Origin of the sequence: Streptomyces sp. CB03234 (genome assembly GCF_001905885.1) — a bacterium.
In the GTDB taxonomy this organism is placed as follows: Bacteria; Actinomycetota; Actinomycetes; order Streptomycetales; family Streptomycetaceae; genus Streptomyces.
This window is the reverse complement of sequence record NZ_LIYH01000008.1, coordinates 126259-151087: the sequence shown is the minus strand read 5'-3', so window position 1 is coordinate 151087 and position 24829 is coordinate 126259. Positions and strand designations below refer to the sequence as shown.

Annotated in this window: 25 protein-coding genes and 1 pseudogene; 14 read left to right on the top strand and 12 right to left on the bottom strand. The window is 71.7% G+C overall.

The window, feature by feature from the left end; all coding sequences use genetic code 11:
* Positions 1 to 29 precede the first annotated feature (29 nt).
* Complete coding sequence (locus AMK26_RS31545) at positions 30 to 443, top strand: roadblock/LC7 domain-containing protein (protein ID WP_073758911.1); 414 nt, start codon at positions 30 to 32, stop codon at positions 441 to 443.
* Between the two features lie 129 nt (positions 444 to 572).
* Positions 573 to 1451: a DUF6397 family protein gene (locus AMK26_RS31540; RefSeq protein WP_073758909.1), complete on the top strand. Its 879-nt coding sequence runs from the start codon at positions 573 to 575 to the stop codon at positions 1449 to 1451.
* On the opposite strand, the gene AMK26_RS31535 is transcribed toward AMK26_RS31540, so the two are convergent.
* On the bottom strand, positions 1448 to 2518 hold the full coding sequence (locus tag AMK26_RS31535; RefSeq protein ID WP_073758907.1) for a phosphatidylinositol-specific phospholipase C domain-containing protein: 1071 nt from the start codon (positions 2516 to 2518) through the stop codon (positions 1448 to 1450). The genes AMK26_RS31540 and AMK26_RS31535 overlap by 4 nt on opposite strands.
* A gap of 320 nt (positions 2519 to 2838) precedes the next feature.
* Here AMK26_RS31535 and AMK26_RS31530 point away from each other — a divergent pair, with 320 nt between their 5' ends.
* Complete coding sequence (locus AMK26_RS31530) at positions 2839 to 4404, top strand: ATP-dependent DNA ligase (protein WP_073759349.1); 1566 nt, start codon at positions 2839 to 2841, stop codon at positions 4402 to 4404.
* Here AMK26_RS31530 and AMK26_RS31525 read toward each other — a convergent pair.
* Complete coding sequence (locus tag AMK26_RS31525; RefSeq protein WP_073758906.1) at positions 4383 to 4913, bottom strand: DUF6328 family protein; 531 nt, start codon at positions 4911 to 4913, stop codon at positions 4383 to 4385. The two genes, AMK26_RS31530 and AMK26_RS31525, sit on opposite strands and share 22 nt — an antisense overlap.
* A gap of 624 nt (positions 4914 to 5537) precedes the next feature.
* On the opposite strand from AMK26_RS31525, the pseudogene AMK26_RS31520 reads away from it, so the two are divergent.
* A pseudogene (locus tag AMK26_RS31520) lies at positions 5538 to 5738 on the top strand (DUF6766 family protein); the annotation flags it as partial.
* A gap of 85 nt (positions 5739 to 5823) precedes the next feature.
* Positions 5824 to 6537 (top strand): HAD family hydrolase, encoded by a 714-nt coding sequence (locus AMK26_RS31515; protein ID WP_073758904.1) that lies wholly within the window; start codon positions 5824 to 5826, stop codon positions 6535 to 6537.
* 16 nt (positions 6538 to 6553) lie between these two features.
* Here AMK26_RS31515 and AMK26_RS31510 read toward each other — a convergent pair whose 3' ends face one another.
* Positions 6554 to 6880: a plasmid stabilization protein gene (locus AMK26_RS31510; RefSeq protein ID WP_073758902.1), complete on the bottom strand. Its 327-nt coding sequence runs from the start codon at positions 6878 to 6880 to the stop codon at positions 6554 to 6556.
* A 169-nt stretch (positions 6881 to 7049) separates the two neighbouring features.
* On the opposite strand from AMK26_RS31510, the gene AMK26_RS31505 reads away from it, so the two are divergent.
* Complete coding sequence (locus AMK26_RS31505; protein ID WP_073759347.1) at positions 7050 to 7445, top strand: hypothetical protein; 396 nt, start codon at positions 7050 to 7052, stop codon at positions 7443 to 7445.
* Positions 7446 to 7486: 41 nt separating this feature from the next.
* Here AMK26_RS31505 and AMK26_RS31500 read toward each other — a convergent pair whose 3' ends face one another.
* Complete coding sequence (locus tag AMK26_RS31500; protein ID WP_073758900.1) at positions 7487 to 8068, bottom strand: isochorismatase family cysteine hydrolase; 582 nt, start codon at positions 8066 to 8068, stop codon at positions 7487 to 7489.
* An 8-nt stretch (positions 8069 to 8076) separates the two neighbouring features.
* Positions 8077 to 9048 carry an LLM class F420-dependent oxidoreductase gene (locus AMK26_RS31495; RefSeq protein ID WP_073758898.1) on the bottom strand — a complete coding sequence of 324 codons (972 nt, stop codon included), beginning with the start codon at positions 9046 to 9048 and terminating at the stop codon, positions 8077 to 8079.
* A 392-nt stretch (positions 9049 to 9440) separates the two neighbouring features.
* On the opposite strand from AMK26_RS31495, the gene AMK26_RS31490 reads away from it, so the two are divergent.
* Together AMK26_RS31490 and AMK26_RS31485 are read left to right on the top strand one after the other, a co-directional pair.
* Positions 9441 to 9878, top strand: a complete 438-nt coding sequence (locus AMK26_RS31490) for an SRPBCC family protein (protein WP_073758896.1) — start codon at positions 9441 to 9443, stop codon at positions 9876 to 9878.
* Between the two features lie 53 nt (positions 9879 to 9931).
* A complete protein-coding gene (locus tag AMK26_RS31485; protein ID WP_073759345.1) occupies positions 9932 to 11557 on the top strand; it encodes a phytoene desaturase family protein in 1626 nt (541 codons plus the stop codon).
* Positions 11558 to 11637: 80 nt separating this feature from the next.
* Here AMK26_RS31485 and AMK26_RS31480 read toward each other — a convergent pair whose 3' ends face one another.
* Complete coding sequence (locus AMK26_RS31480) at positions 11638 to 12540, bottom strand: hypothetical protein (protein WP_073758894.1); 903 nt, start codon at positions 12538 to 12540, stop codon at positions 11638 to 11640.
* A gap of 153 nt (positions 12541 to 12693) precedes the next feature.
* Between AMK26_RS31480 and AMK26_RS31475 the strand changes: the two genes are divergently transcribed.
* Positions 12694 to 13482, top strand: a complete 789-nt coding sequence (locus AMK26_RS31475) for a DUF2382 domain-containing protein (RefSeq protein WP_073758892.1) — start codon at positions 12694 to 12696, stop codon at positions 13480 to 13482.
* 195 nt (positions 13483 to 13677) lie between these two features.
* Here AMK26_RS31475 and AMK26_RS31470 read toward each other — a convergent pair whose 3' ends face one another.
* On the bottom strand, positions 13678 to 14052 hold the full coding sequence (locus AMK26_RS31470) for a subtilase-type protease inhibitor (protein WP_241838155.1): 375 nt from the start codon (positions 14050 to 14052) through the stop codon (positions 13678 to 13680).
* Positions 14053 to 14228: 176 nt separating this feature from the next.
* Complete coding sequence (locus AMK26_RS36835) at positions 14229 to 14492, bottom strand: hypothetical protein (protein ID WP_143608674.1); 264 nt, start codon at positions 14490 to 14492, stop codon at positions 14229 to 14231.
* Between the two features lie 154 nt (positions 14493 to 14646).
* On the opposite strand from AMK26_RS36835, the gene AMK26_RS31465 reads away from it, so the two are divergent.
* Entirely contained in the window at positions 14647 to 15231 is a 585-nt protein-coding gene (locus tag AMK26_RS31465) for a carbonic anhydrase (protein WP_073758888.1), read from the top strand.
* A gap of 83 nt (positions 15232 to 15314) precedes the next feature.
* Complete coding sequence (locus tag AMK26_RS31460) at positions 15315 to 16820, top strand: SulP family inorganic anion transporter (RefSeq protein WP_073758886.1); 1506 nt, start codon at positions 15315 to 15317, stop codon at positions 16818 to 16820.
* On the opposite strand, the gene AMK26_RS31455 is transcribed toward AMK26_RS31460, so the two are convergent.
* Positions 16793 to 16993: a hypothetical protein gene (locus tag AMK26_RS31455; RefSeq protein WP_073758884.1), complete on the bottom strand. Its 201-nt coding sequence runs from the start codon at positions 16991 to 16993 to the stop codon at positions 16793 to 16795. The two genes, AMK26_RS31460 and AMK26_RS31455, sit on opposite strands and share 28 nt — an antisense overlap.
* A 193-nt stretch (positions 16994 to 17186) precedes the next feature.
* Here AMK26_RS31455 and AMK26_RS31450 point away from each other — a divergent pair, with 193 nt between their 5' ends.
* The 3 genes from AMK26_RS31450 (at position 17187) to AMK26_RS31440 (ending at position 21557) form a co-directional block, all read left to right on the top strand.
* On the top strand, positions 17187 to 17654 hold the full coding sequence (locus tag AMK26_RS31450; RefSeq protein WP_073758882.1) for an SPW repeat protein: 468 nt from the start codon (positions 17187 to 17189) through the stop codon (positions 17652 to 17654).
* 162 nt (positions 17655 to 17816) lie between these two features.
* On the top strand, positions 17817 to 19097 hold the full coding sequence (locus AMK26_RS31445; protein ID WP_073759343.1) for an MFS transporter: 1281 nt from the start codon (positions 17817 to 17819) through the stop codon (positions 19095 to 19097).
* 183 nt (positions 19098 to 19280) lie between these two features.
* Entirely contained in the window at positions 19281 to 21557 is a 2277-nt protein-coding gene (locus tag AMK26_RS31440) for a catalase (RefSeq protein ID WP_073758880.1), read from the top strand.
* Positions 21558 to 21705: 148 nt separating this feature from the next.
* Here AMK26_RS31440 and AMK26_RS31435 read toward each other — a convergent pair whose 3' ends face one another.
* Genes AMK26_RS31435 through AMK26_RS31425 form a run of 3 tightly spaced genes read right to left on the bottom strand, consistent with a single transcriptional unit; the run spans position 21706 to position 24684 of the window.
* A complete protein-coding gene (locus tag AMK26_RS31435) occupies positions 21706 to 22278 on the bottom strand; it encodes a cupin domain-containing protein (RefSeq protein WP_073758878.1) in 573 nt (190 codons plus the stop codon).
* Positions 22275 to 23507 carry a cytochrome P450 gene (locus tag AMK26_RS31430; RefSeq protein WP_073759341.1) on the bottom strand — a complete coding sequence of 411 codons (1233 nt, stop codon included), beginning with the start codon at positions 23505 to 23507 and terminating at the stop codon, positions 22275 to 22277. Before AMK26_RS31430 ends, AMK26_RS31435 begins: the two co-directional genes overlap by 4 nt.
* Positions 23500 to 24684 (bottom strand): type III polyketide synthase, encoded by a 1185-nt coding sequence (locus AMK26_RS31425; protein ID WP_274536140.1) that lies wholly within the window; start codon positions 24682 to 24684, stop codon positions 23500 to 23502. The genes AMK26_RS31430 and AMK26_RS31425 overlap by 8 nt, the downstream gene beginning before the upstream one ends.
* Positions 24685 to 24829: the final 145 nt, after the last annotated feature.

Sequence of the window (24829 nt, the reverse complement as noted above, 5' to 3'; positions counted from 1 at the left end):
GGGAACCTGCGAAACGGGGAGGACCGGACATGGCTCTGGACAAAGGACTCGACTGGCTCCTGGACGATCTGACGCAGCGGGTGGAACACATCCGGCACGCGCTGGTGCTGTCCAACGACGGCCTGGTCACCGGCGCGAGCACGGGGCTTGCACGGGAGGACGCGGAGCACCTCGCCGCCGTCTCCTCTGGACTGCACAGCCTCGCCCGCGGATCCGGGCGGCACTTCCAGGTGGGCAGGGCACGCCAGACGATGGTGGAGTTCGACGACGCGATGCTCTTCGTCACCGCGGCGGGTGAGGGCAGCTGCCTGTGCGTGCTCAGCGCGGCGGAGGCCGACGTCGGCCAGGTCGCCTACGAGATGACACTCCTCGTCAACCGGGTCGGCGAGCACCTCGCCGTCGCCGCCCGACAGCCCGGCGGTGCGGCGCTCACGGACCGCTGACCGGCCCTGACCCGTCGCTGACCAGCGGCGACCCGCGTCCGGCCGAGGTTTTCCACAGGCCGGACGCGAGGGGCCCCGACCGCGCTACCTTCGTGACGCAACGTAATCGAACCTCACGGGGGAGCCACCATGACGGTCAGGGAAGCAGTCACAGCGCACACCGTCGCCTACGGGCGCGCCGCACACCGACTGGAGCTGAAGAGGAACGAGTTCGGCCTCGCGGTCCAACTGGGTCATGTGCGAACCGTGCCCGGAGCCGACGGAGGGCGACGCCGGGTGGCGGAGGAGGAGATCGAGCGGCTGCGCGCCGCGCCGGACTTCCCCACCGGTCTGCGCGAGCGCGTCCGCACCGTGGGTACGGCGAGTGCCGCCGCACTCGCCTCGATCACCGGTGAGCGTTTCACCAAACTGGCCAGGACCGGGCACTTCAGCCCGGTCACCTTCTACCTCAACCGCTATCGGGCCGTTGTCTGGCTCTATGTGGCCTCCGAAGTGAGGGAGTTCGCCGAACGGCACCCGGAGCTGCTCACCGGCAGACTGCCGGCATCAGTGCGCGCCAAGCTGGACGCGGGGGAGGACGCCCGCCCGCGCAACTGGCGGGCACGCCGTCTCGGGCTCCTGCTGCGCCAGGCCGAGGACCCCTGGGCGGCCGCGGCGGCCATCGCGTCCCTCCTCACCGCCGTCCAGGTGGCCGAGGTGGTCGGCGATCCGTACGAGCGGGCGCACCTCGACCGGCTCCGCCCCGAACCTCCGCACGCACGCCCCGAGTCCCTCGCCGCGCGGGACATCGTCCACCGGCTGCTGCTGGCGGACGACCCGGACGAGATCCTCTGGCATCGGATGAGCCTGTCGCTCGCCCTGGACGAGGCGCGAGCGCACCGGCCGGCTCCCCGCCCGGACGACACCGGCCACCGCCCGCCACGCCCGGAACCCCCGAAGCGCGGCCCCGGCCGCACCGGACTGCTCACCCGGCTGCGGCTGGGCCGGCGGAGGGCGGTGCGCGCCTAGGCCCCGCCCCGGGGCAGCACGGTCGACAACACGCCGGGCAGCGGATACCAGTCGGCCGACACGACGCTGGCGTGCCGCCCGGCAAGCAGGGTGACCCGATCCCGGGCCTGCGCCTCGGTCGGGTTGGTGCCGTCGATGGCTGGTGCCACGTTGTGGGCGTCCGTCATCACCACCAGGTAGTGGCGGCTGTCGTACCACGCGGTGTCGATGGAGCCGCCCGCGTAGGCCGAGGCGTCACCGTCGAAGACGACGAACCAGGGGCGTATGCCGGCGTCCGCGTACCGGGTGCGGGGATCGCCCGCGGCGGCATGGTGCACCGCGGGGAACGCGGCCGCCTCCCGCAGCCGGCCCGCGGCAGCCAGGCTCTTCAGATGCGTGGCGTACTCGCGGTCGGTCCACAAGGTGTCCATCGGGTTGTCCTCCTCGACGGTGCCCGGGATGAGTTCGACCACGAACTTCCCCGCCATCGCCGAGCGAGTGGGCCAGCCGTCCGCCCGTACGGCGGTGTCGAGGTCCGGCCGGCCTCCGGCCAGATCGGCCGGCCGGAACAGCGCGTCGCCCAGCTTGGCGGTCAGCAGTGCGTCCAGCGCGGCGGGACCCCGGCCGTTCCTGGCCTGGAAACCGTCCTTCAACTCGATCTTCAGCAGGATGGGCCGGTGCCCCGGGTGGGCGTCGTGCCACGCCCGGATGTCCGCCAGACACCCGCCGAGGTCCTGGTTCCTGGGCTTGCTGCGCAACTCGCCCGGGTGCGAGGCGTTCTCACAGTTGTTGTCATTACCGAGGGGGTTGCTGTGCGAAACGCGCCACGATCTGCCGAACGCGTTCGTCCACACGTCTATCTCCAGCATTCCCGCACCCGAGTCCAACGCGTCAGCGAAGTAGGGGTACTTCGCCTTCTCGTACGCGTTGTGGACGCCGACCCCGGTGGAGTCGGAATAGGCCAACTGTCCGGGGTCGGCGGACGCGGAATCGGCGGACCAGGCCTGGCCCGTGGTGACCCCGAGGCAGAGAGCCCCGGTCAACACGGCGGACGCGGCCGTCATCGCGGTACGCGGCAACTTCATCATGAGCCCCCTGCTTCAGCCGGCATGTACTGGCATGCGCCAAGTCGAGCGAAGCGTAAGGGAGTTGAGTGAATGAAGGGAGGCCCGGGGTGGGCTGTTCGACCAACACGCCATGCGGCCAAGCGGCGACCAAGCGGCGGCCATGCGGCGGCCATGCGGTCGAGGGAGCCGGTGCGGGCAGGGCACAGCTGGATCTGTGTGGACCAGGCACCGGAACCCGAGGCCGACGCGCCGCTCGCCCGCCGCCGATGCCGGGCGGGCGCCGGGCCGGTATCGGCAGCCGTCCGCGTGCGCTGGGCGCGCGGGGCGTGCACCATGGCCGCATGCAGCTGGCCCGACTCGCGGAGGTCTCCCACCAGGTCGCCGCCACCTCCGCGCGCTCCCGCAAGATCGCCGCCCTGGCCGATCTCTTCTCCGCGACCTCGCCCCAGGAAGCGCCGCTGGTCATCGCGTACCTCGCGGGACGGCTCCCCCAGGGGCGGATCGGCGTCGGCTGGAGCACCCTCAAGGAGCCCGTCCCGCCCGCCGCCGACGCCACGCTGACCGTCGCCGACACCGATGCCGCGCTGACCGCGCTCGCGCAGGTCGCCGGTCCCGGGGCCCAGGCGGAGCGGCAGCGGCTGGTACGGGAGCTGATGGGCGCCGCGACCGCCGCCGAGCAGCAGTTTCTGCTCCGGCTCCTGACCGGCGAGGTCCGGCAAGGGGCGCTGGACGCCATCGCCCTCGAGGGAGTCGCCAAGGCGGCAGCGGCACCGGCCGCCGACGTACGCCGGGCCGTGATGCTCGAGGGCTCGCTGCCCCGCGTCGCCCAGGCGCTGCTCGCCGAGGGCCCGGCCGCGCTGGAGCGGTTCCAGCTGCGGGTGGGCAGCCCCGTGCACCCCATGCTCGCCCACACCGCGAAGAGCGTGGCCGAAGCCATCGCCGCCCTCGGCCCGTGCGTCGTCGAGGAGAAGCTCGACGGCATCCGCGTCCAGGTACACCGCTCGGGCCAGGACGTCCGGCTCTACACCCGGTCGCTCGACGACATCACCGACCGGCTCCCGGAGATCTCGGCCGTCGCGCGTGAGCTGCCGGGAGACCGGTTCGTCCTCGACGGTGAGGTCATCGCCCTCGACGCGGCCGGCCGGCCGGTACCGTTCCAGGACATCGCGTCCCGGGTCGGCTCCCGCGTCGACGTGGCGACCGCCGCTGCGGCGCGGCCCGTGTCACCGGTCTTCTTCGACGTCCTGGCCGCCGACGGCACCGTACTCGTCGACCTGCCCGGCCATCAGCGGCACGCGGCACTGGCCCGCCTCGTACCCGAACCCATGCGGGTACGTCGCACCGTCGTCGAGGACCCCGAAGACCCGGCACAGACGGAGGCGGCCGAGGCCTTCTTCACCGACACCCTCGGGCGCGGCCATGAAGGGGTCATGGTCAAGGCACTCGACGCCCCCTACAACGCGGGCCGCCGCGGCCGCTCGTGGCTGAAGGTGAAGCCCGTGCACACCCTCGACCTCGTCGTCCTCGCCGTCGAGTGGGGTCACGGCCGCCGCACCGGCCTGCTCTCCAACCTCCACCTCGGCGCCCGCGCCGCCGACGGCACGTTCGTGATGCTCGGCAAGACGTTCAAGGGCCTGACCGACGCCATGCTCCGGTGGCAGACGGAGCGGCTGCGCGAGCTGGCCGTCGAGGATGACGGCTTCACCGTCCGCGTCCGCCCCGAACTCGTTGTCGAGATCGCCTACGACGGTCTGCAACGCTCCCCGCGCTACCCGGCCGGAGTCGCCCTCCGCTTCGCCCGGGTGGTCCGCCACCGCCCCGACAAGCCGGCCACCGAAGCCGACACCATCGAGACGGTCCTCGCCGGCCACACGGGCGGCGGCGCTCAGTCGTCCAGGGTGGTGTAGCGGATCCGGGCCCACAGCGGCAGCACGAACCAGCACACCACGTACCAGGTCACCACCCCCGCGACCAGCCACGGCACGAACTCGTCATGGGTGGCGACCCGCAGCACCAGGAACAGCGCCGAGACCAGCGTCGCCAGCAGCAGCACCAGACCGGTGAAGGTCAGCCGCGAGGCCCATACGACGGCCTGCGGCTTGATGCGCCGCCCCGAGACGATGCGGTGGAACGACACCGGACCGATCAACGCCCCGGTCGCCGCGGCGCCCAGCGCCACCGTGGTGATGTAGATGGTCTTGTCGGCGCTCGGCAGCTCCGCGAACCTCGGCGTGAACACCACCGTGAGCAGGAAACCGAAGAGGATCTGCACACCCGTCTGCGCGACGCGTATCTCCTGTATCAGCTCGGCCCAGCGTCTGTCCGCCCGCTCGTCCGGGGTCTCGTTGCGCCCCCGCGCCGTCTCCGCCCGCCCGCCGCCGGTCCCCGGCGTACCCCGCTCTCCGTGCTCAGGCATGGTGCTCCTCCCACGATCCGTCCCGCACTTGTCTTCTAACCCGGGACGTCCGGATCAACCGCCGGCCCCGCGCCCGTACGGCACCCGTAGGAACTCGTCGGGTGTCGGGCAGACGGAACGTGACCCGAGATGCGCGCTGCGCCCATGCTCATACGACACCGACACCGACACCGACACCGACACCGACAACGACACCGGGACCCACACCTCCGGAAGAGCCCTGGGACACCAGGTGCCGAAAGGAGCCGCGCCCACGTGCGTGCCACCGCTCTCGCCGCGCTCCTGGTACCGGCCGCCCTGACGCTCCCCGGCTGCTCGGTCCGCAGGAGGAGATCCGGTCCGTCTCCGCCGCGGCCGCCGCCTTCACGGCCCGCGAGCAGGCCGCGGACAGGGCCGCCGCGCGCGAGTTCCTCGCCCCCGAGACTCGCGAGGAACTCGCCCAGGACCCCGGCCCGACCTGCGCCGCGGGGCTTGCCGAAGCCGGCCGGCCTGCCGAACCCGGGCGACCTCCGCACCACCCAGGTGTACGGCCGCCAGGCGCGCGTCGAGCTCGACCAGGACACGTACTTCCTCACCTCCTTCGCGGACGGCTGGAAGATCAACGCGGCGGGCTGCACCCCCCCGCTGGGAGAGCTGCAGGACCCGGTCCCCTGGTCGGACTGCCTCCTGACGGCGGACTTCTGGAGCCGCACGTTGCAGAACTGGCAGTCCGAGCTGCTCGCCATCGGCTCCATGGCGATCTTCGCCGTCTTCCTGCGCCAGCGCGGCTCACCGGAGTCGAAACCCGTGGGTGCCGCCCACACCTCCACAGGAGTTGAAGGGTGAGGCTGAAGTCGAGGGTGAGACTCAGGTCGGGGGAATGCGGAAAGGACGACAAGTGTGGCCGGCACAGACACAGAACGGAGAAGGTATGACACGCGCGGCGGTGTTCGACGTGGACGGCACCCTTGCCGACACCAACCACCTGCATGTGACCACCTGGTGGGAGGCGTTCCGGCAGGCCGGGCACGAGGTTCCCATGCACGCCGTGCACCGGGCCGTCGGCCTCAGCTCGCACGACCTGATCGCGCACCTGCTCGGCGACGACCGGGACAAGGAGCAGGACGACGTGATCAGCGCGGCCCACAAGACCCTCTACGGGACCTACTTCGACCGGCTGCCCGCCTTCCGGGACGCCGGCCGGCTGCTGAAGGCCCTCGCGGCGGACGGCTGGGCGGTCGTCCTGGCCACCTCGGCCGGGGGAGCCGAGCTGTCCGCACTGCGCCGCGCCATCGACGCGGACGACGCCATCACCGCCACCGCGAGCGCGGACGACGTCGAGGAGGGCAAGCCCGCGCCGGAGCCGGTACGGCACGCACTGGAACTCGCGGGGGCGCCGGCCGGGCGCTCCGTGTTCGTGGGCGACACGGTCTGGGACATGGAGGCCGGCGCCCGGGCGGGCGTCACCTGCGTGGGCCTGCTGTGCGGTGGCATCCCGCGGGCGGACCTGGTGGAGGCGGGGGCCGCCGCGTTCTACGACGACCCCGCCGACCTGCTGGCGCGCCTGGACCGCAGCCCGCTGGGTACGGCCGGTCGCAGGCCCCTGGGTGCGGCCGGCGCGGCCGGCGTCGTGCCGAACGGCTGACGGCGCGCCGGGCGCGTCACTTCCCGAGCTCTCGCTGGAGCTCCGACTTGTTCATGGACGACCGGCCCTGGATGCCCCGCTTCTTGGCCTCCTCGTACAGCTGGTCGTACGTCGGGCCCTTGGTGCCGCTGCTGCCGGATCGCTGGCCGCCCCGCTTCGAGGACGACATGTCCTGCTTGGAGGTCTTACTGGCGGTCTTCGACTCCCCGGAGCGCGCCCGCTCCTTGTTCACCGTACGGGCGGCGATCTCCTCGGACCTCTTCTCGCTCGCGCCGCGCTTCTTGGAGCTTTCCTTGATGTGCTCGTACTGCCGTTCACGCTTGGGGCTGGATCCTGCGGGCATTCGCTCCTCCTGACGTCCCCCCTTGCGGACCCCCCTGCTTCTCCACACCCTCGTACCAGGCACCCACCTCCGCAAACGCGCCGGGGAAGATCCTGATTGGCGGGCCGGAGGCGAGGTATTCGTGCCTGTACGGGGAGTGGACCGGACCCCCAAGGAGGAGTGGAGCGACGTGGAGAGCAACGCAACCAGGAACCACCCCGCGGACTGCGACGTCACCGTGCAGCTCAGCGACTGCGGCCGCCAGGACGCCCAGGCCGTCTTCGACACGCTCGACCGCGTCTTCGCGGGCTGCGACGTGCCCGCACCAGGACCGGAACAGGCCCACGACCACGAGCCCACCGTGTGGATGGCCACGTTCGACAGCTCCGCCCGCTCGGGTGAGCTGCCCGGACCGCCGGACCTCAGCACACCCGTCACGGCGCTGCTGACGGGGGACCACCACGCCGTCGCCGAGGTGGAGAAGGCGCTCGGTGGGCTGTTCGAGGTGCGGTCGTCCTCGTCCGTCTCGGGCGAGCACGAGAAGGAGGCGCGGCTGCTGCTCGCGTCACGCTACGTCACGCACTGACGTCAGGAGTCACGGACGTCAGGAGTCACGGACGTCAGGAGTCACGCCCGGACGGTGGAGGCGAAGTCGATCTCCTTCGCCTCCACCGTCCGGGCGCCCATGTTGCGCCGCATCATCTCCAGGGCGGCCCGCGCCAGCGGCTCGTGGATGTGCGCCACCGCGTCCGTCGGCACGGTGACGTCGATGTGCCGGATGTGCGCGTCGAGCGCCGAGTACAGCACGCACTGCTCGGTCACCTGGCCGCACAGCACCAGGTGACCGACGCCGAGCTGCGACAGCAGGTACGCCAGGGGCGTCTCGTAGAAGACCGAGTGGCGTGCCTTGACCACGAAGAGGGAGGAGCCGTCCGGCCGGATCGGCTCCACCAGTTCGGCGTGCGGCCCGGCCAGTGCCGTTTCGAGGATCTCGCCGTGGTGGGAGCGCCACTCGCCGAAGTTGTCGTTGACGTAGATCACGGGTACGTCGTGCTCTCTGGCCCGCGTCAGCAGGTCCACCAGGACGGGCAGCGTCTCGCGTACGGAGGGCAGCAGCAGCTCGGCGTCCTCGTGTTCGTACGTGTTGATCATGTCGATGACGACGAGCGCGGTCCTGTCGGCATCGGCGTACCGCCCGGTGGTACCCATACGGGGCCTCAGCCGAACGCGTCGCGCAGCGCGGGCAGCAGCGTCTTCGCCGACCACTCCAGGAAGGGCCCTTGCGCGTCGCCACCGATCTGCACCAGGGCGATGTCGGTGAAGCCCGCGTCGGCGTACGGCTTCACCGCGGCCACGAAGGCGTCCGGATCGTCGCCACACGCGATGGACCCGGCGACGTCCTCCGGCCTCACGAACTGGGTGGCGGCGGCGAACGAGTCGGGATGCGGCAGCTCCGAATTGACCTTCCAGCCGCTGCCGAACCACCGGAACTGGTCGTGCGCTCGGCGTACGGCGGCCTCCTTGTCCGGGTCGTAGCAGACGGGCAGCTGGCCCACCCGAGGCTTGCCCTGCCCGCCGTGCCGGTCGAAGGCGTCGAGCAGTTCACCCTTCGGCTCCGTCGCGATGACGAGGTCGGCGAGTCGGCCCGCCAGGGCGCAGGACTGCTCGCCGGAGACCGCGAGGCCGATGGGTGGCGGCTCGTCGGGCAGGTCCCACAGGCGGGCGGACTCCACGTCGAAGTGCGCACCGTGATGGGTGACATGGCCGCCCTCGAAGAGCGCTCGGATGATGCCGAGGGCCTCCTCGAGCATCTCGTGCCGTACGTCGACGGTGGGCCAGCCGCCGCCGACGACATGCTCGTTGAGGTTTTCGCCGGATCCCAGCCCGAGCCGGAACCGGCCCTCGGACAGCAGTTGGAGCGTCGCGGCCTTCTGGGCGACGACGGCCGGGTGGTACCGGAAGGTCGGGCAAGTCACATACGTCATCAGCGGGATGCGTGAGGTCGCCTGCGCGGCCGCTCCGAGCACCGCCCAGGCGTAGGGCGCGTGGCCCTGTGAACGCAGCCAGGGGAAGTAGTGGTCGGACGTCACCGAGAAGTCGAACCCGGCTTCCTCGGCCTGGACGACGTGGTCCACCAGGGCGCGGGGCCCCGCCTGTTCCGTCATCATCGTGTATCCGATTTGCACCATAAACCGGCGAATTCCCCGAAGATCCCGCCGGAAACATCAAAGAAGGGCGGCATCGTCGAGCGCGGGTTGCGCACCAGGTCAGCAAGGGTGAGGCGAGTCACATGAGAGAACGGCGGACCCGAGGAACACCCTTCGATGGTTGACCGTTCATCCATGTGTGGCGCGAAGGGGACCGTGTCCCCGGCTCCCCCCGCCGCGAGGCGACCGCCCTTCGTGACCACGGCGAACGGCCCCGGCTGGATTCCCCCGTCCAGCCGGGGCTCCGTCGTCCGCCCCTGCCGCACCACCCACTCCTCCACACCCTCCACACCCTCCGCGCCCTCCGTTCGCATCGGCCGGATGCGGGTACCCGCCGTGCGTTCGTTCCCGACCGACGGACACCGGAGGCGTCCATGGCCGTACGGCATCAGCTGATCAAGAGGCCCCCCGAAGCGGTATGGGCCGTACTGGGGGACGGGTCGCGCTACAGCGACTGGGTGGTGGGGACGTCATCGTCCCGGCAGAAGGACGGGGACTGGCCGAAGACCGGCTCCACCATCGAGTACACCGTGCGCCTGGGCCCGTACACGGCCGAGGGCGAGACCGTCGTACGGCTCCATGAGCCCCCCAGGTGCCTGGAGCTCGAAGCCAAGATGGGCGCCCTGGGCACGGCCAGGATCGCCATGGAGGTACGCCCCTGGGGCGACGAGACGCTCGTCATCGTCGACGAGCACCCGCTGCGCGGGCCCGGCGGCCTCCTGCACAACGCGGCGGTCGACGCCCTGCTGCAACTGCGCCACCGCGCCATGCTGCCCCGCCTCGCCGACCTGGTCGAAAGGGAGGCCCCGTGACAGCGGAGCCCGCGACGCCCGGCCCCGTCGTGCCGGACGCGGCACCCGACACCGTGCCGGACGCGCTGGTCATCGGCGCCGGCCCCAACGGGCTGGTGGCGGCCAACGTCCTCGCCGACGCGGGCTGGTCGGTCGAGGTCCTCGAAGCCGAGGACGAGCCCGGCGGCGCCGTCCGCAGCGACCGGGGCGTCCACCCCGACTACGTCAGTGACGTGTTCAGCGCCTTCTACCCACTGGCCGCCGCCTCCCCGGTACTGTCTCGCCTCGCCCTCCACGAGGAGGGCCTCCACTGGAGCCACGCGCCGCGCGTCCTGGCGCACCCCCTCACCGACGGGCGGTGCGCGGTGCTGGAGCGCGACCGCACGGCGACGGAGGCCGGACTGGAGCGGTTCGCCCCCGGCGACGCCCTCGCCTGGGAGCACCTGTGCGAGGTGTGGGACCGGATCGGCGAGGACCTCCTGGGCGCGCTCTTCACGCCCTTCCCGCCCGTCCGGGCATCCGCCAGGCTGGCCGCCCGGCTGCGTGCCGCCGGCGGGCTGCGGCTGGCCCGGATGATGCTGCTGCCCGTACGGCGCCTGACGGAGGAGGAGTTCCACGGCGAGGGAGGCCGGCTGCTGCTGGCCGGTAACGCCCTGCACGCTGACCTCGCCCCCGAGGCGGCGGGCAGCGGGGGCTTCGGCTGGCTGATGTCCATGCTCGGCCAGACGTACGGCTTCCCCGCACCCGTCGGCGGGGCGGGGGCACTCAGCGCCGCCCTGGTACGCCGCCTCCAGCGGCGCGGCGGCGTGGTGCGGTGCGGCGAGCGGGTGGTGGAGGTGACCGTCCGCGCAGGGCGCGCGGTGGCGGTCCGTACGGCCGCGGGCGAGACGGTGCCGGTGAACCGGGCCGTCCTCGCCGACGTGGCGGCACCCGCGCTGTACGGGGGCCTCGTCGCCCCCCAGTACCTGCCCTCCCGCCTGCTCGACGACCTGCACCGCTTCCAGTGGGACTGGGCCACCTTCAAGGTGGACTGGGCGCTGTCGGGCCCCGTCCCCTGGACGGCCGGGGAGGCGGCGGCCACCGCCGGCACCGTGCACCTGGCCGACGGCATGGACGAGCTCACCCGGTTCTCGGCCCAGCTCGCCATGCGCGAGGTGCCCGACCGGCCGTTCCTGCTGTTCGGGCAGATGACCACCGCCGACCCGACCCGCTCCCCGGCGGGCACCGAGTCGGCCTGGGCCTACACCCACGTACCGCACCGCGTCCGGCACGACGCGGGTGACGCCGGCATCACCGGCACCTGGGATCCCCGCGAGCAGGAGGCCTTCGCGGACCGCGTCGAGGCCCAGGTCGAACGTTTCGCGCCCGGGTTCCGCTCCCTCGTCCGCGCGCGCCGGATCCTCGCCCCGCCGACCCTGGAGGCGATGAACGCCAACCTGCACGGAGGCGCCATCAACGGGGGCACCACGGCGATCCACCAGCAACTGGTCTTCCGCCCCGTACCCGGTACGGGCCGCCCCGAGACCCCGGTGGAGGGGCTCTACCTCGCCTCCGCGGGCGCCCATCCGGGAGGCGGCGTACACGGCGCGCCCGGCGCGAACGCCGCTCGCGCGGCCCTCCGCAGCTCCCGCCCCCTCCGCCGGGCGCTCGCCCGCGCGCAGACCGCCCTGGCGGGCCACGGTCTCCGCTCCACCTCCTGAAACCGAACAAACCGAAACCGTACGGTGTCCCCGCTCGACTACTCCTGGAGCGGGCCACCAGCGGGGACGAGCCGGGCTCCTCACCGTCCGGCGGCCCGCTCCGCACGGGTGGCCGCGTCCCGGGCACGGTGGCGGGCCTCCCGCGCGCCCCGTTCGGCCTCCTGGAGCCGCCGGCGCGCGGCGCGTACGGCGTCGTCCGCCGTCCGCCGGAGCCGCTCGGCCTCCGTCAACTCCTCGGCCAGGGCCTCCACTCGCCGTCCCGCCTCCCGGAACTCCTCCTCGGCACGTTCCTCGTCGGCCTCGGCCCGGTCGCGCTCCTCCTCCCGTGCGCGGGCCTCCTCCTCGGCGCGCCGCAGCTCCTCCCGCAGCTCGCGAGCCCGCCGTTCCCGCTCCCGCCGCTGCTCCTCGCTGCGCCGCTCCTCCTCCTTACGCGGCTCCTCCGCCGCTCGCCGGTCCGTACGCCGCTCCGCGTCCCGCCAGCCCGCCGGGGCCGGGACGTCCGTGAGCGCCGCGGTGAAGCCCACCGGCGCGCTCAGCGGCTTCACCAGCCGCCCCGCCGCCCACTCCTCGGCCGCCGCGGGGTCCGCCAGGACGGCGTGCAAGGTCGCCTCCACCTCGTACTGGACGTCCTCGCCGACCGGCTGACCGGCGTCCGCCGCCAGTTGCCGTGCCTGCCGGGCGAGGGCGGTCACCAGGACGTGCTGCTGCCGGCTGAGCGCACGGAGCCGCTCACCGTCCAGTTCCTGGTGCGCGCGGCGCAGACCCTCGCCGAGCGCGGCCAGCGCCCGGGCCTCCTCCGGCTGCTCCCGTACGAGCAGATTGCTCGCCCACGCCGCCAGCGTCGGCCGGCGCAGCGCCCGGACGGCATCGGCGAGCGCCCGGTCGCCGGCCTTGCGGGCCTCGGCGGCGCGCGCGTTCCGGGCCGCGGTGAAACGGTCGGGGCGCAGCCCGTACAGCTCATCGGTGACGCTCTCCAGATCCACGGCTCTCCCGGATGGCACGGCCTGTCAGCACATCGCCCCCTCCATTTGAGTTATGCCCTGTTTATAGCGTTCGGAGTGGTTTTCGCCCTGGAGGCGGTGGTCACCCGCACTGGGAGACCTCGAAAGCAACGAAGAGAACCCGAAGGAGGATGCATGATCACCCAGGCACAGATCCCGGCCGTGCTCGACCACCCGGTGTACGACACGGCCGGCGACAAGATCGGCGAAGCCAAGCATGTGTTCGTTGACGATGTGACGGGTCGGCCCGACTGGGTCAGCGTCAAGACCGGATACTTCGGTGGCGGCGAATCCTTCGTCCCGATCCACGAGGCGACCGTCGTCGAGGACCACCTGGAGGTCCCGTACCCCAAGGGCAAGGTCAAGGAAGCCCCGAACGTCGATGTCGACGCGGGTGGCCATCTGTCGGCCGCCGAGGAGCGGCGCCTCTACGACTACTACGGCATCCGCTGGGACGCCGCCCGGGGCCAGGCAGGCCGGCCCGGCGGTGGCGACGGCGACGCAGGCCGGGCTCGCCGGCCCGCCGGAGGCCGCACCGGTGACGACGCGATGACCCGTTCCGAGGAGCAGATGCACGTCGGAGTGGAGCAGCGTGAGGCCGGCAAGGCCCGGCTCCGCAAGTACGTCGTCACGGAAGAGGTCCAGCAGACCATCCCGCTGCGACACGAGGAAGTCACCCTCGAGCGTGAGCCGGTCACCGAGGCCAACCGCGACGCCGCCCTGTCCGGTCCGGAGATCTCCGAGGCCGAACACGAGGTGACGCTGCACGCCGAGGAGCCGGTGGTCGAGACCCGGGTCACTCCCGTGGAGCGCGTACGTCTGGAGACCGAGGAGGTCACCGATCAGGAGACCGTACGAGGCCAGGTCCGCAAGGAACGGATCGAGGCCGATCTGCCCGACAAGGAGACCGGAACCGACCGCTGACCCCCGGCGGACCCGCCCCGCTCCCGTAGGAGCGGGGTTGCGCATGTCCGGTGTCCCGCGCGCCGTTGGCCGTGTTCATGGCCGGACTTCGTATACAAGCGGCACCGTGTGGCGAAGGTGGCACGGCGAGGCCCGCACGGCCGGTCGTGCGGCCGTGCGGGCCGGGGAGGGCGCGGAGGAGGGCGGTGTCCGGGCTCAGAAGGAGAAGACGCTCGAACCCTCCGACTGCATGACGCAGGAATTCGCGTACATTCGCTCGAAGTTCACGCGCCGGCCTTCCCAGGTGCCCTGTGCGGTGACGACGACCGGGTCGTAGATTTTGATGCAGGGGCGGGTTCCCTCACCGCCCAGCTTGTCGAAACTTCCCTCGACCGACCGCAGTTCGGCGCATGCCCGCTGCGGTGCCGGGTGTGTCCCACCGGCGGTCGGAGTACAGGTGAGCGTCACCGCCCGGGTGGGTACCGCGGTGGCGGCGGTCTCGCCCTGGGCGACCGTGAGCACCAGGGCCGTCGGTGCGTAGAGCCGCGGCTCGGGCGCGGCGGCCTTCGCGGCGGCCCCCGTGACGGTCATGGGCCCGAGGACCCCCGCTGTGGCCAGACCGCAAACGATGGCGCGCCTTACCAGTGTCCGCATGGCATGAAACCTCTCAACTCGATTCCGGTTCGTTCGGTGCGGTGCGGCAGCCACATTGCCGCGCCCGTCCTGTTGATGCACATTCAGCGGCGCTTTTCGGTTTGGTCTGTTATTCAAGCGGTGACGTGAAACGTATTCTCGACGGAGAGCGTGCGGCGATGATCCCCTCGTTCCATCAGGGCTTTATGGCGTGCCGGAAATGGTTCAAAGATGCACGATGCGTAGAAACGTGCGAACGGTCGCCGGTCAACACGGCTGAAACGTGATGGCAACGTGCGGGGTTGGGATCCGGCCTGCCGTCCCGGCGTGCCGACGCAAAAGGACCTTTCATCAGAAGGTAATGTCCTGGCAAAGTTGACGAAGCTGCTGTGGTGCATGATCGTTAGTGCACCGCACCACGGTGTCGTACCCGGCAGCGCCGCGGACACCCCGTGGTTCGTCACCCACGCCCCCCACACGCACATCCGACAATGACCCGACCACACCGCGCCCCCCGGCCCCCACGGCTCGGAGCGCAGGAGGCAGGCCGCCATGAAGTCCCTCATCGACAACGCTCGTACGTTCGCCACCCGCGTCGCCGGACAGTCGGACGAGTTCCGCCGTCTCGCCGCCGGACAAGCGCCCGAGGCGCTGTTCATCACCTGCTCCGACTCCCGGGTGATCCCGTCGCTCATCACCGGCGCCCGCCCGGGCGAGCTCTTCGAACTCCGCACCGCCGGCAATGTGGTGCCCCGTTACGACGAGGCCCGGCCCAGTGCCGAGACCGCCACCGTCGAGTACGCGCTGCGCGTCCTCGGTGTCCGCCACATCGTCGTGTGCGGCCACTCCCACTGCGGCGCCGTCGGCGCCCTCGTACGGGGCGACGACCTTTCCGCCCTCCCCGCCGTGCGCGGCTGGCTCACCCACTCGGTACCGGAGCCGCCGGACACCAAGGACCTCGCGCAGGCCGTGCGCCGTCACGCCGTGGCCCAGCTGGACACACTCCGCGGCTACCCGGCCGTGCGGGAGCTTCTCGCGAACGGGGAACTGACGCTCCACGCCTGGTACTACGAGGTCGACACCGGCGTCGTCAGCGCCCACCACCCGGAGCCGGAGGGCGAGTTCAGGCCTCTGTGAGGCGGCCACAGCGCGCTCGTGTCCCCCTCCGTCCGTCCGCCGTCCCCCGGGGCGGCGGACCGCACCGCTAGGAACTCACCCTCATGCTTTCCCCCTTGAAGGACCGCACTGTGCTGCGCCGCGACATACTCGCGTCGCTCGTCGTCTTCCTCGTGGCCCTGCCCCTGTGCGTGGGCATTGCCGTCGCCTCCGGCGTACCCGCCGAACTCGGACTGGTCACCGGCATCGTCGGCGGACTCGTCGTGGGCGCCCTGCCCGGAAGCTCCCTCCAGGTCAGCGGCCCCGCCGCGGGCCTGACCGTCCTCGTGTACCAGGCCGTCCAGGAGTTCGGCCTGCCCGCGCTCGGTGCCATCGTCCTGATATCCGGGCTGCTTCAACTGATCCTCGGCGCACTGAAGTTCGGCCGCTGGTTCCGGGCCATCTCCGTCGCCGTCGTCCAGGGCATGCTCGCGGGCATAGGCCTGGTCCTCGTGCTGGGGCAGGTGTACGCGATGGCCGACACCGACCAGCCGTCCGGCGGCCTCGGCAAGCTCGCCGGCCTGCCCGAACTGGCCGGCTCCGTCCTCTCCGGCGGCACGGCGCTCACCGCGTTCCTCGTCGGCGCCGGGACCGTGGCCGTCCTGGTCCTGTGGCCACGGCTCCCGGCCCGTGCCCGGGTGGTCCCCGGCCCGCTCGTCGCGGTGGCCCTCGCCACCGCCGTGACCGTCCTGTTCGAGCTGCCGGTCGCCAAGGTCGAGGTGCGGGGGCTGCTGGAAGCCGTCCAGCCCCCCGGCCTCGGCGAGTTCGGGGACATGGCGACGGTGGCGGCGATCGGCACCGTCCTCGCCTTCACCCTGATCGCCTCGGCCGAAAGCCTGTTCAGCGCGGCCGCGGTGGACCGCATGCACGACGGGCCGCGCACCGACTACGACAAGGAGCTGATGGCCCAGGGCGTCGGCAACACCATCTGCGGCGCGCTCGGCGCCCTGCCCATGACGGCCGTCATCGTCCGCAGCGCGGCGAACGTCCAGGCCGGGGCGCGCACCTCGCTCTCGCGCGTCCTGCACGGACTGTGGCTGCTGCTGTTCGTCGCCCTGCTGCCCGCCGCGATCGGCGTCATCCCGCTCGCCGCGCTCGCCGGCGTCCTGGTGCACGCCGGCTGCAAGCTCGTACCCGTCAAGGACCTGGTCCCGCTGTGGCGCGAGCACCGCGGCGAGGCCGTGATACTCGGCGTCACCGCCGTGGCGATCCTCGTCACCAACCTCTTCGAGGGTGTGCTGCTGGGCCTGCTGCTCGCGGTGTGCAAGACCGCCTGGGAGACGTCCCACCTCCACGTCGAGGTACGGGAGCTCACCGGTGGCCGCCTGGTCGCGACCATCACCGGCAACGCGACCTTCCTCCGGCTGCCGAGGATCCTCGAGGAGCTGGAGAACCTGCCGCAGGACCGGCCCATCGAGCTCGACCTGTCCGGGCTGCGCCACCTCGACCACGCGTGCCGCGTCGCCCTGGAGAACTGGGCGCTGCGCCACAACGACGCCGGTACGGAACCCGTACGGATGCTGCCTCCCGAGGGAGTCCCGGTTCAGGCGTCGTCGGTGTCCAGCACGTAGTCGACGACGGACGCGGGCGTCAGCCGGTCGTTCTTGACGATCGCGACGCTGTCGCTCCCGGTGCCGGAACCGGCGCCGGGAGCGGCCTCGCGCTCGGCGGCCTGGGCGGTCGCGGCACCGGCGGTGAGCAGGACGCCGGTGGCCGCGGCCATGGCGGTGGCACGGAAGTTCATGCTTGCCCTCTCGTTTCGTTACGTCGTGGTCAAGGGGTCCTGATGATCAACGAATCCGCGTCGGAGAAGTGTCGGGCGGTGTTCGCGTCACTATGACGCGGCCCCCTCGCCCTCCTGTTGACCGGAATGCCGTCAAAGGAGTTATATGGGGGATAAAGGGCAGATAAAGTCTTCCACAGGAGGCGGGCCCGCAATGACCACCCACCCGAGCATCGAGCAACACCCCGATCTGGCCGAGATGCGCTCTCGGTTCGAACGGGCGACCAGCACCCCCCGTGGCCAGGCGATCGAGACCCTCGGCCTTCTCACGGGTCTCTACCTGGCGGCCTCGCCATGGATCGCCGGCTTCAGCGGCCTGACGGCTCTGGCCGTCTGCAACCTGATCACCGGTGTCGCCTACGCCCTGTGCATGGGCGGGTTCACCTCGGCGTACGAGCGGACCCACGCCATGGCCTGGGCCGCGTGCGCCATCGGCGCATGGACGATCGTCTCTCCCTGGGTCGTCGCCGGGAACGTCGACACGACCCGCACCGTGGTCAACAACGTCATCGTCGGCGCCGTGGCTCTGCTGCTCGGCCTGGCCATGGCCGCGGCGGCGATGGCCGAACGCCGATCCGGTCGCACCCGCGGCCGCGGTGGCCCCGGCCCCGCCATGGAGTGACTGAGCCGACACGCTCGACCCGGAAGGCCCCGACGCCCCTGGCGCCGGGGCCTTTCCGGTGCCTGACGCGCCCGCCGGCGCCGGTCGCCCCCGCGCCCGCCGACACGAAGACGTCACACCACGCACGTGTGCGGGGCGGCCGACGCGGGGATGGCCGTGATCATGACACAGACATTAGCCCCGGCCCGCCGCCCCGCCCGGCAACTGCTCGCCGCCTCCGTGGGCAACGCCGTCGAGTGGTACGACTGGTACGCCTACACCTTCCTCGCCACCTACATCGCCGGCCAGATCTTCCCCAAGGGCTCCGGAAACTCGCTCGTCCCCCTGCTGTCCACCTTCGCCGTCTTCGCGGTCGGCTTCTTCATGCGGCCCGTCGGCGGGCTGCTCATGGGCGCGGTCGCCGACCGGCACGGCCGGCGCGCCGCGCTGACCTTCACCATCCTCCTGATGGGCGGCAGCAGCCTCCTGGTCGGCCTGACGCCGACGTACGCCGCCGCCGGCGTCCTCGCCCCGGTGGTGCTGGTCGTCGCACGGCTCCTGCAAGGCCTCTCCGTGGGCGGTGAGTTCGCCGCCTCCACCACCTTCCTCGTGGAGTCCGCCGGGCCCGGCAGACGCGGCCTGTTCTCCAGCTTCCAGTACGTCTCCACCACCATCGGCCAGCTCGCCGCCTCCGGGATCGCCGCCGCCCTCGTCAGCGGCCTCGGCGAGCGGCAGATGGACGGCTGGGGCTGGCGCGTCCCGTTCCTCCTGGGAGCCGTCCTCAGCCTCGTCGGCTTCTGGATCCGGCGCGGCGCCGAGGAAACCCTCCAGCACACCCCCGCCCGCGCCGACGAGCCCCGCCCCGGGCTCTTCGACGCACTGCGCCGCCACCCGCGCGAATCGCTGCTGATCTGCGGCATCACGGCCGGCGGCACCATCGCGTACTACACCTGGACCTCCTACCTGCCCACGTACGCCGAACTCAACGCCGGTGTCGACAAGGCCGACGCGCTGCTCGCCGGTACCCTCTCGCTCGGCTTCTTCGCGCTGCTCCAGCCGCTGGGCGGTCTGCTGTCGGACCGCTACGGCCGCAAGCCGCTGCTCCTCTTCTTCGGTGTCGGCTTCGCCCTGCTCAGCGTGGTCCTGCTGCGCTCGATCGGCGACTCCTTCGGCTCGCTGCTGCTGGTCCAGTGCGCCGGCATGGTCCTGCTCACCGGGTTCACCTCGATCTCGGCCGCCGTCAACGCGGAGATCTTCCCCGCGCGCGTACGCGCCGCCGGCATCGGATTCCCGTACTCGCTCACCGTGGCCCTCTTCGGCGGAACGGCGCCCTACGTGGGCACCCTCTTCAAGGAGGTGGGCCATCCGGGGCTGTTCCCCTGGTACGTGTCAGTCCTGTGCCTGGTGTCCGCCGCCGTATACCTGCGGCTGCCCGAGACCGCCCACAAGGAACTGGACCGCTGACGACCGGGGCCATCTGCCGTTCGAACGCATGACCAAAGTCCGTGCTTCCCTCAACGACATGGGGGTACCTGCGCAGCCATGACCACCGTGTGCCGATGGGCGGATGTCTCGGGCCCTTCCGTTTTGGCCCATCCCGTGGCGGTCATGGCTGTGGAGTCCCTGTCCCAGAGCACGGAGGAAACGATGCCGAAACCCAATCCCCTGAAAGCGGCCGCCGAGAAGGTGACCGAAGCCGTACGCGGCGACGGCGGCCCCGCCGGCGACATCCCCGGCGCGCCTGCCCCCGAGCCCGCACAGCTCGACGAGCCGACCGAGGTCCGCGGCCCGCTGCCGCCCAAGCCGGACCAGAGCGGCCCGGAGACGTACAGCCCCACCGGCCAGGCCACTGGGGCGGAACAGCCGCGGATGGCGCAGGGCGACCCGTACCTGACCACCGCCCAGGGCGCCCGGCTCTACGAGAGCGACAAGTCCCTCAAGGCCGGCAGCAGGGGCCCCGTCCTGCTCCAGGACCACCACCTGCGCGAGAAGATCACACACTTCGACCACGAGCGCATCCCGGAGCGGGTGGTCCACGCCCGCGGCGCCGCCGCCCACGGCGTTTTCCAGGGATACGGGACGGCCGCCAAGGTCACCAAGGCGGCGTTCCTCGGCAAGGACGTCCGGACGCCGGTGTTCACCCGCTTCTCGACCGTGCTCGGCTCGCGCGGCTCGTCGGACACCGTGCGCGACACCCGCGGTTTCGCGACGAAGTTCTACACCACCGAGGGCACCTTCGACCTGGTCGCCAACAACATCCCGGTGTTCTTCATCCAGGACGCCATCAAGTTCCCCGACATCATCCACGCCGGGAAGCCCCACCCCGACCGGGAGATCCCGCAGGCCCAGAGCGCCCACGACACCTTCTGGGACTTCGTCACCCTCCACACCGAGGCCACCCACCACACGTTGTGGAACATGTCCGACCGGGGCATCCCCCGCTCCTTCCGGATGATGGAAGGCTTCGGCGTCCACACCTTCCGCCTCGTCAACGAGGAGGGCACGACCACCCTGGTCAAGTTCCACTGGAAGCCGAAGCTCGGTGTGCACTCCCTGGTCTGGGAGGAAGCGCAGATGATCAACGGCATGGACCCGGACTTCCACCGCAGGGACCTCGCGGATGCCATCGAGGCCGGGGCGTACCCCCAGTGGGAGCTGGGCATCCAGACCTTCCCGGACACCCCCGAGCAGACCTTCGAGGGCATCGACCTGCTGGACCCCACCAACATCGTCCCCGAGGAGCTGGCCCCCGTACAGCCGATCGGCCTGCTGACCCTCAACGCCAACCCGTCCAACTTCTTCGCCGAGACCGAACAGGTCGCCTTCCACCCCGGCCACCTCGTCCCCGGGATCGACATCACCGACGACCCGCTGCTGGCCGGCCGGCTCTTCTCCTACCTCGACACCCAGATCAGCCGGCTCGGCGGACCCAACTTCGCCCAGATCCCGATCAACCGCCCCCACGCCCCGGTCAACGACATGACCCGCGACGGCATGCACCAGACGGCCGTGCACACCGGCGTCGCCCCTTACCGCCCCAACTCCCTGGACGGCGGCTGCCCGTTCACGGCGGGCGCCGACACCGGCGCGTACATCGAGGTGCCGCTGGAGATGCCGGCCGCGAAGAAGGTCCGCGAGGCTCCCGCCTCCTTCTCCGACCACTTCAGCCAGCCCCGCCGCTTCTGGCTCAGCATGACCCCGCCGGAGCGCGAGCACATCGCGGCCGCCTACACCTTCGAACTGGGCAAGTGCTACGAGCAGGCCATCAAGGAACGCGGGCTGAAGGTCCTCGCCAACATCGATCCGGAGCTGTGCGAGAAGGTCGCCGCCGGGCTCGGCCTGCCCGCCCCCAAGGCCACCGAACCCCTCGCCATGGTGGAGCCCAGCCCCGCCCTGTCCCAGATCGGCGAGACCTGGCCCACCGACGGCCGGATCATCGGCATCGTCGCCGACGACAACGGCGAACTGGACGCCGTACGGGTGGTACGCCAGACCGTGCTCGACGCGGGCATGGTGCCGCTCGTGATCGCCCCGGCCGGCGGCGAACTGGGCACGGACGGCGACCCGGTCGCCGTGCAGCGGACCTTCGCCACCGCCCGGTCGGTGGAGTTCGACGCCCTGCTCGTGGCGGGCCTGCCCGGCCACGGCGCCGACGCCTACGGCGCCCGGGACGCCCGGGCCGCGGACGCCGAGCAGCCCCTGGCCACCACCGACCCGCGCGTGCTGCTGATGGTCTCCGAGGCGTTCCGGCACGCCAAGGCCATCGGCGGCTGGGCGGGTGCCGAGAGCGTCCTGGAGGCGGCCGGCGTACCGGCCGGGGCCACGGGCGTGGTGACCGGCGACAGCGGCGAGAGGGTCCTCGCGCAGATCACCGAACTCCTCGGCCGCCACCGCGTCTGGGACCGCTTCCCGGCCGCCGCGTAAGGCCGCGCCCGCGTCGGCCACGCGCGACGCCGACGCCCCCCGGGGGGCGCGAGGCCACGCGCGACGCCTCGCGGGCGCGTAACGCCACGCGCGACGACTCGCGGGCGTACGCCACGAGCGCCGGGAGCCGCGTGAGGCGCCCCGGCGCTCACGGCTCCCGGTGCGCGTCGTGCCGCAGCGGCGTGATCTGCTCGATGTCGTAGCGTGCGCGCAGCGCGGCGATCGCCGCGTGGTCCGGGGGCCCGCCCCGGTCGAGGATCTCGATGAGCTCCTCGAAGTACCGCTCGTGGTCCGGAGGCGGGGACGCCTGGAAGAACATCCTGGCGGGCCTGTCCGTACGGTTGGCGAAGGCGTGCGGACAGCCCGGCGGGACCACGATCACCGTGCCCGGTGTCGCCCGGACCGTACGCCGCCCGGACGGCGACTCCCAGTGCCGCCAGTCCTCGGCCGTCCGCACCCGCGGCTCGAACGCCAGGACGTCCAGCTCACCCTCCAGGATGTAGAACAGCTCCTCGCTCCGGGCGTGCACATGGGCGCCCACGTCGAAACCGGGCTTCACCACCACCTCGAAACTCGACGCCGCCCGGGAGTGCTCACCCGTCACCTTGAAGGTGACCTCCTGGGCCGGCGACCGCAGCGTACGGCCGTGGCCCTTCGGCACCAGCAGCCCGTCGGGGGCGTCGGCCAGCAGCGAGGCCGGCGCCCCCTGATGCGCGGTCACCAGGTCACCGGAAGGGACTGCGGCCCGCGGATGAGTGCGCCGCGGCGGAAGGGGACCGCGTGGACCGGGACGGCGAGGCGCAGGCCGGGGAACCGGTCCGCGAAGGCGTCCACCAGGAGTTCGGACTCCATCCGGGCGAGCATCGCGCCCACGCAGAAGTGCGGCCCGTACCCGAACGCCACATGCGGGTTGGGGCTCCGGTCGAAGTCCAGCGTCTCCGGGTGGGGGAACACGTCCGGATCCCGGTTCGCCGCCAGGTACGAGACGTAGACCGGCTCACCGGCCCGGATCCGTACCCCCGCCACCGTCACGTCCTCCAGGGCGATCCGGGACAGGCCGACCGCGCTGCGGTGCGGGATGTAGCGCAGCAGCTCGTCGATGGCGCGCGGGCGGACGGCCGGCTCGGCGCGCAGCCGCGCCATGAGCTCGGGGCGGGTGAGCAGGATGAAGAGCATGTTGCCGCAGTTGTTGGTGACCGCCTCGCCGCCGATCTGGATCAGCAGCGCCAGCCCCACCGCCTCCGACGGCGTGATCTCACCGTTGGCCACGGCCGTCCCCAGCAGCCCGATGACGCTCTCCTCGTCGGTGCCGTCGCCGCCGTCACCGTCACGCGGCTGGCTCAGCAGGTCGGCGAAGTAGGCGCACATGTCCTCCTTCGCCCGCTGGCTGCGCTCGACACCGTGCGCGGAGGACAGGATCAGGTTCGTCCACTCGTGCATCCGCGGCCGGTCGATCGCGGGCACGCCCATCAGCTCGCACACCACGGCCAGCGGGAACGGACCCAGCAGCCGCTCGGTGAAGTCGGCCGGCGGGCCGTCGGTCAGCACCTCGTCGACCAGCTCCTCCAGCAGCTGCCGGGCCCGGTCGCGCAGCCGCTCCACACCCCGCGTGGTGAACGCGGGCGCCACCGCCCGGCGCAGTCGCGTGTGGTCGGGCGGATCCTCGAACCCGACCGCCCCGTCGACCGGGATGAAGTGCGGCGCGAGGCGGGTGACGTCGTTCTCCACGACCAGCTTCCGGCTGAAACGCGGGTCGTTCGTCACCGCCCTGACGTCGTCGTAGCGCGTCACGAGCCACGCCCAGCCCTCGCCGTTGGGCAGCTTGATCCGGCTGACCGGGCCCTCGCGCATCAGCTCCGCGAGCACCGGGTCGAAATCCACCCCGAACAGGTCGAGCGCGGGCCAGTGGCGTACGGGCGGCAGTGGGGCGGTGGTCGTCGTCTCATCCAACACGGGTCGGCTCCTCCACCAGAGCACGGTCGGGTACGTCCTTGAGCACGCGGGCGGTGACGCGTTCGGGTACGCGGTCGGCGATGGTCCAGCGGCCCAGTGACATCTCGGCCGTGATGCCCGGTCCGAAACCCGCGAGCAGGCCGCGCGCGGTGTGGTGCGCGCTTCCCTCGTCGAACAGCCGCCGCAGCGCGTCCAGGACGACGGCGCTGGCGATGTTCCCGTACTCGGTCAGCGTCGCCCGGCTGAAGCGGAACGCCTCCGACGGCACGCCCAGGAACTTGCTCAGGTCGTCCAGGATCCTCGGACCGCCCGCGTGGATGATGTAGAAGTCCAGGTCGGAGGCGTCCCAGCCGTGCTGCCCCGCCAGCTCCTTGAGGGCCGGAGCCAGCGGCTCCATGGTGCCCGGCACCCGCTTGTCGAGCTTGAAGTGGAAGCCGGTGGCGCGTACGTCGTACGCGATCCAGTCCTCCGTCTCGGGCACCAGGTACGAGCCGTTGCGCTCCAGCGTCACTCCCGTACCGCCCTGGCCCCGCACCACCGCGGCCGCGAGACCGTCGCCGAACAGCCCGTTGGACAGCAGGTTGCCGACGCCGAGGTCGGTCGGCTGGTAGCACAGCGAGCAGAACTCGCACGCCACGATGAGCGCGTTCGCCTCCGGGTAGGCGGTGCAGAAGTCGTGCGCCCGGTTGATCGCCGCGCCACCCGCCGCGCAGCCGAGCTGGGCGATGGGGACCTGACGGGTGTCGCTGCGGAAGCCCATGGTGTTGATCAGCCACGCCGTGAGCGACGGCATCATGAAGCCCGTGCACGAGACGTAGATGATCACGTCGATGTCCGCGGCGGTGAGTTCCGCGTCCTCCAGAGCCTGGTTGATGACGGCGGGCACCCGGGCCTTGGCCTCGGCCTCGTAAATCTGATTGCGTATCTCGAAGCCGTCGTGCCGGAGCGTCTCCTCGATCGGCCGCAGCAGGTGCCGCTTGCGTACGCCGGTGTTCTCCATCAGCCGCAGGGCGAGTTGCAGCTGGGGGTGGTCCGCGTGGATGGTCCGCGCCAGATCGAGCGTCTGCTCCATGGTGATCACGTGCTCGGGGACGGAGACCGCGGGTCTGCACAACGTGGCCATGACGTAAGCCCTTTCGTCGCGTTTGCACTCAAAGGATCCGGGACCGGCGATCGTCGCGCGCGTCGAGGAAAACACGTCCTGTTACGTCAAACCGGTGACGCGGCACCCCTCGGGGCCGGGCTCACCGCGGACGCCCGCGGGCGTCCGCCGACCGGGCGGCGCAACCATGGGCGGCGAACCGGCGGGCGTCGGTTCA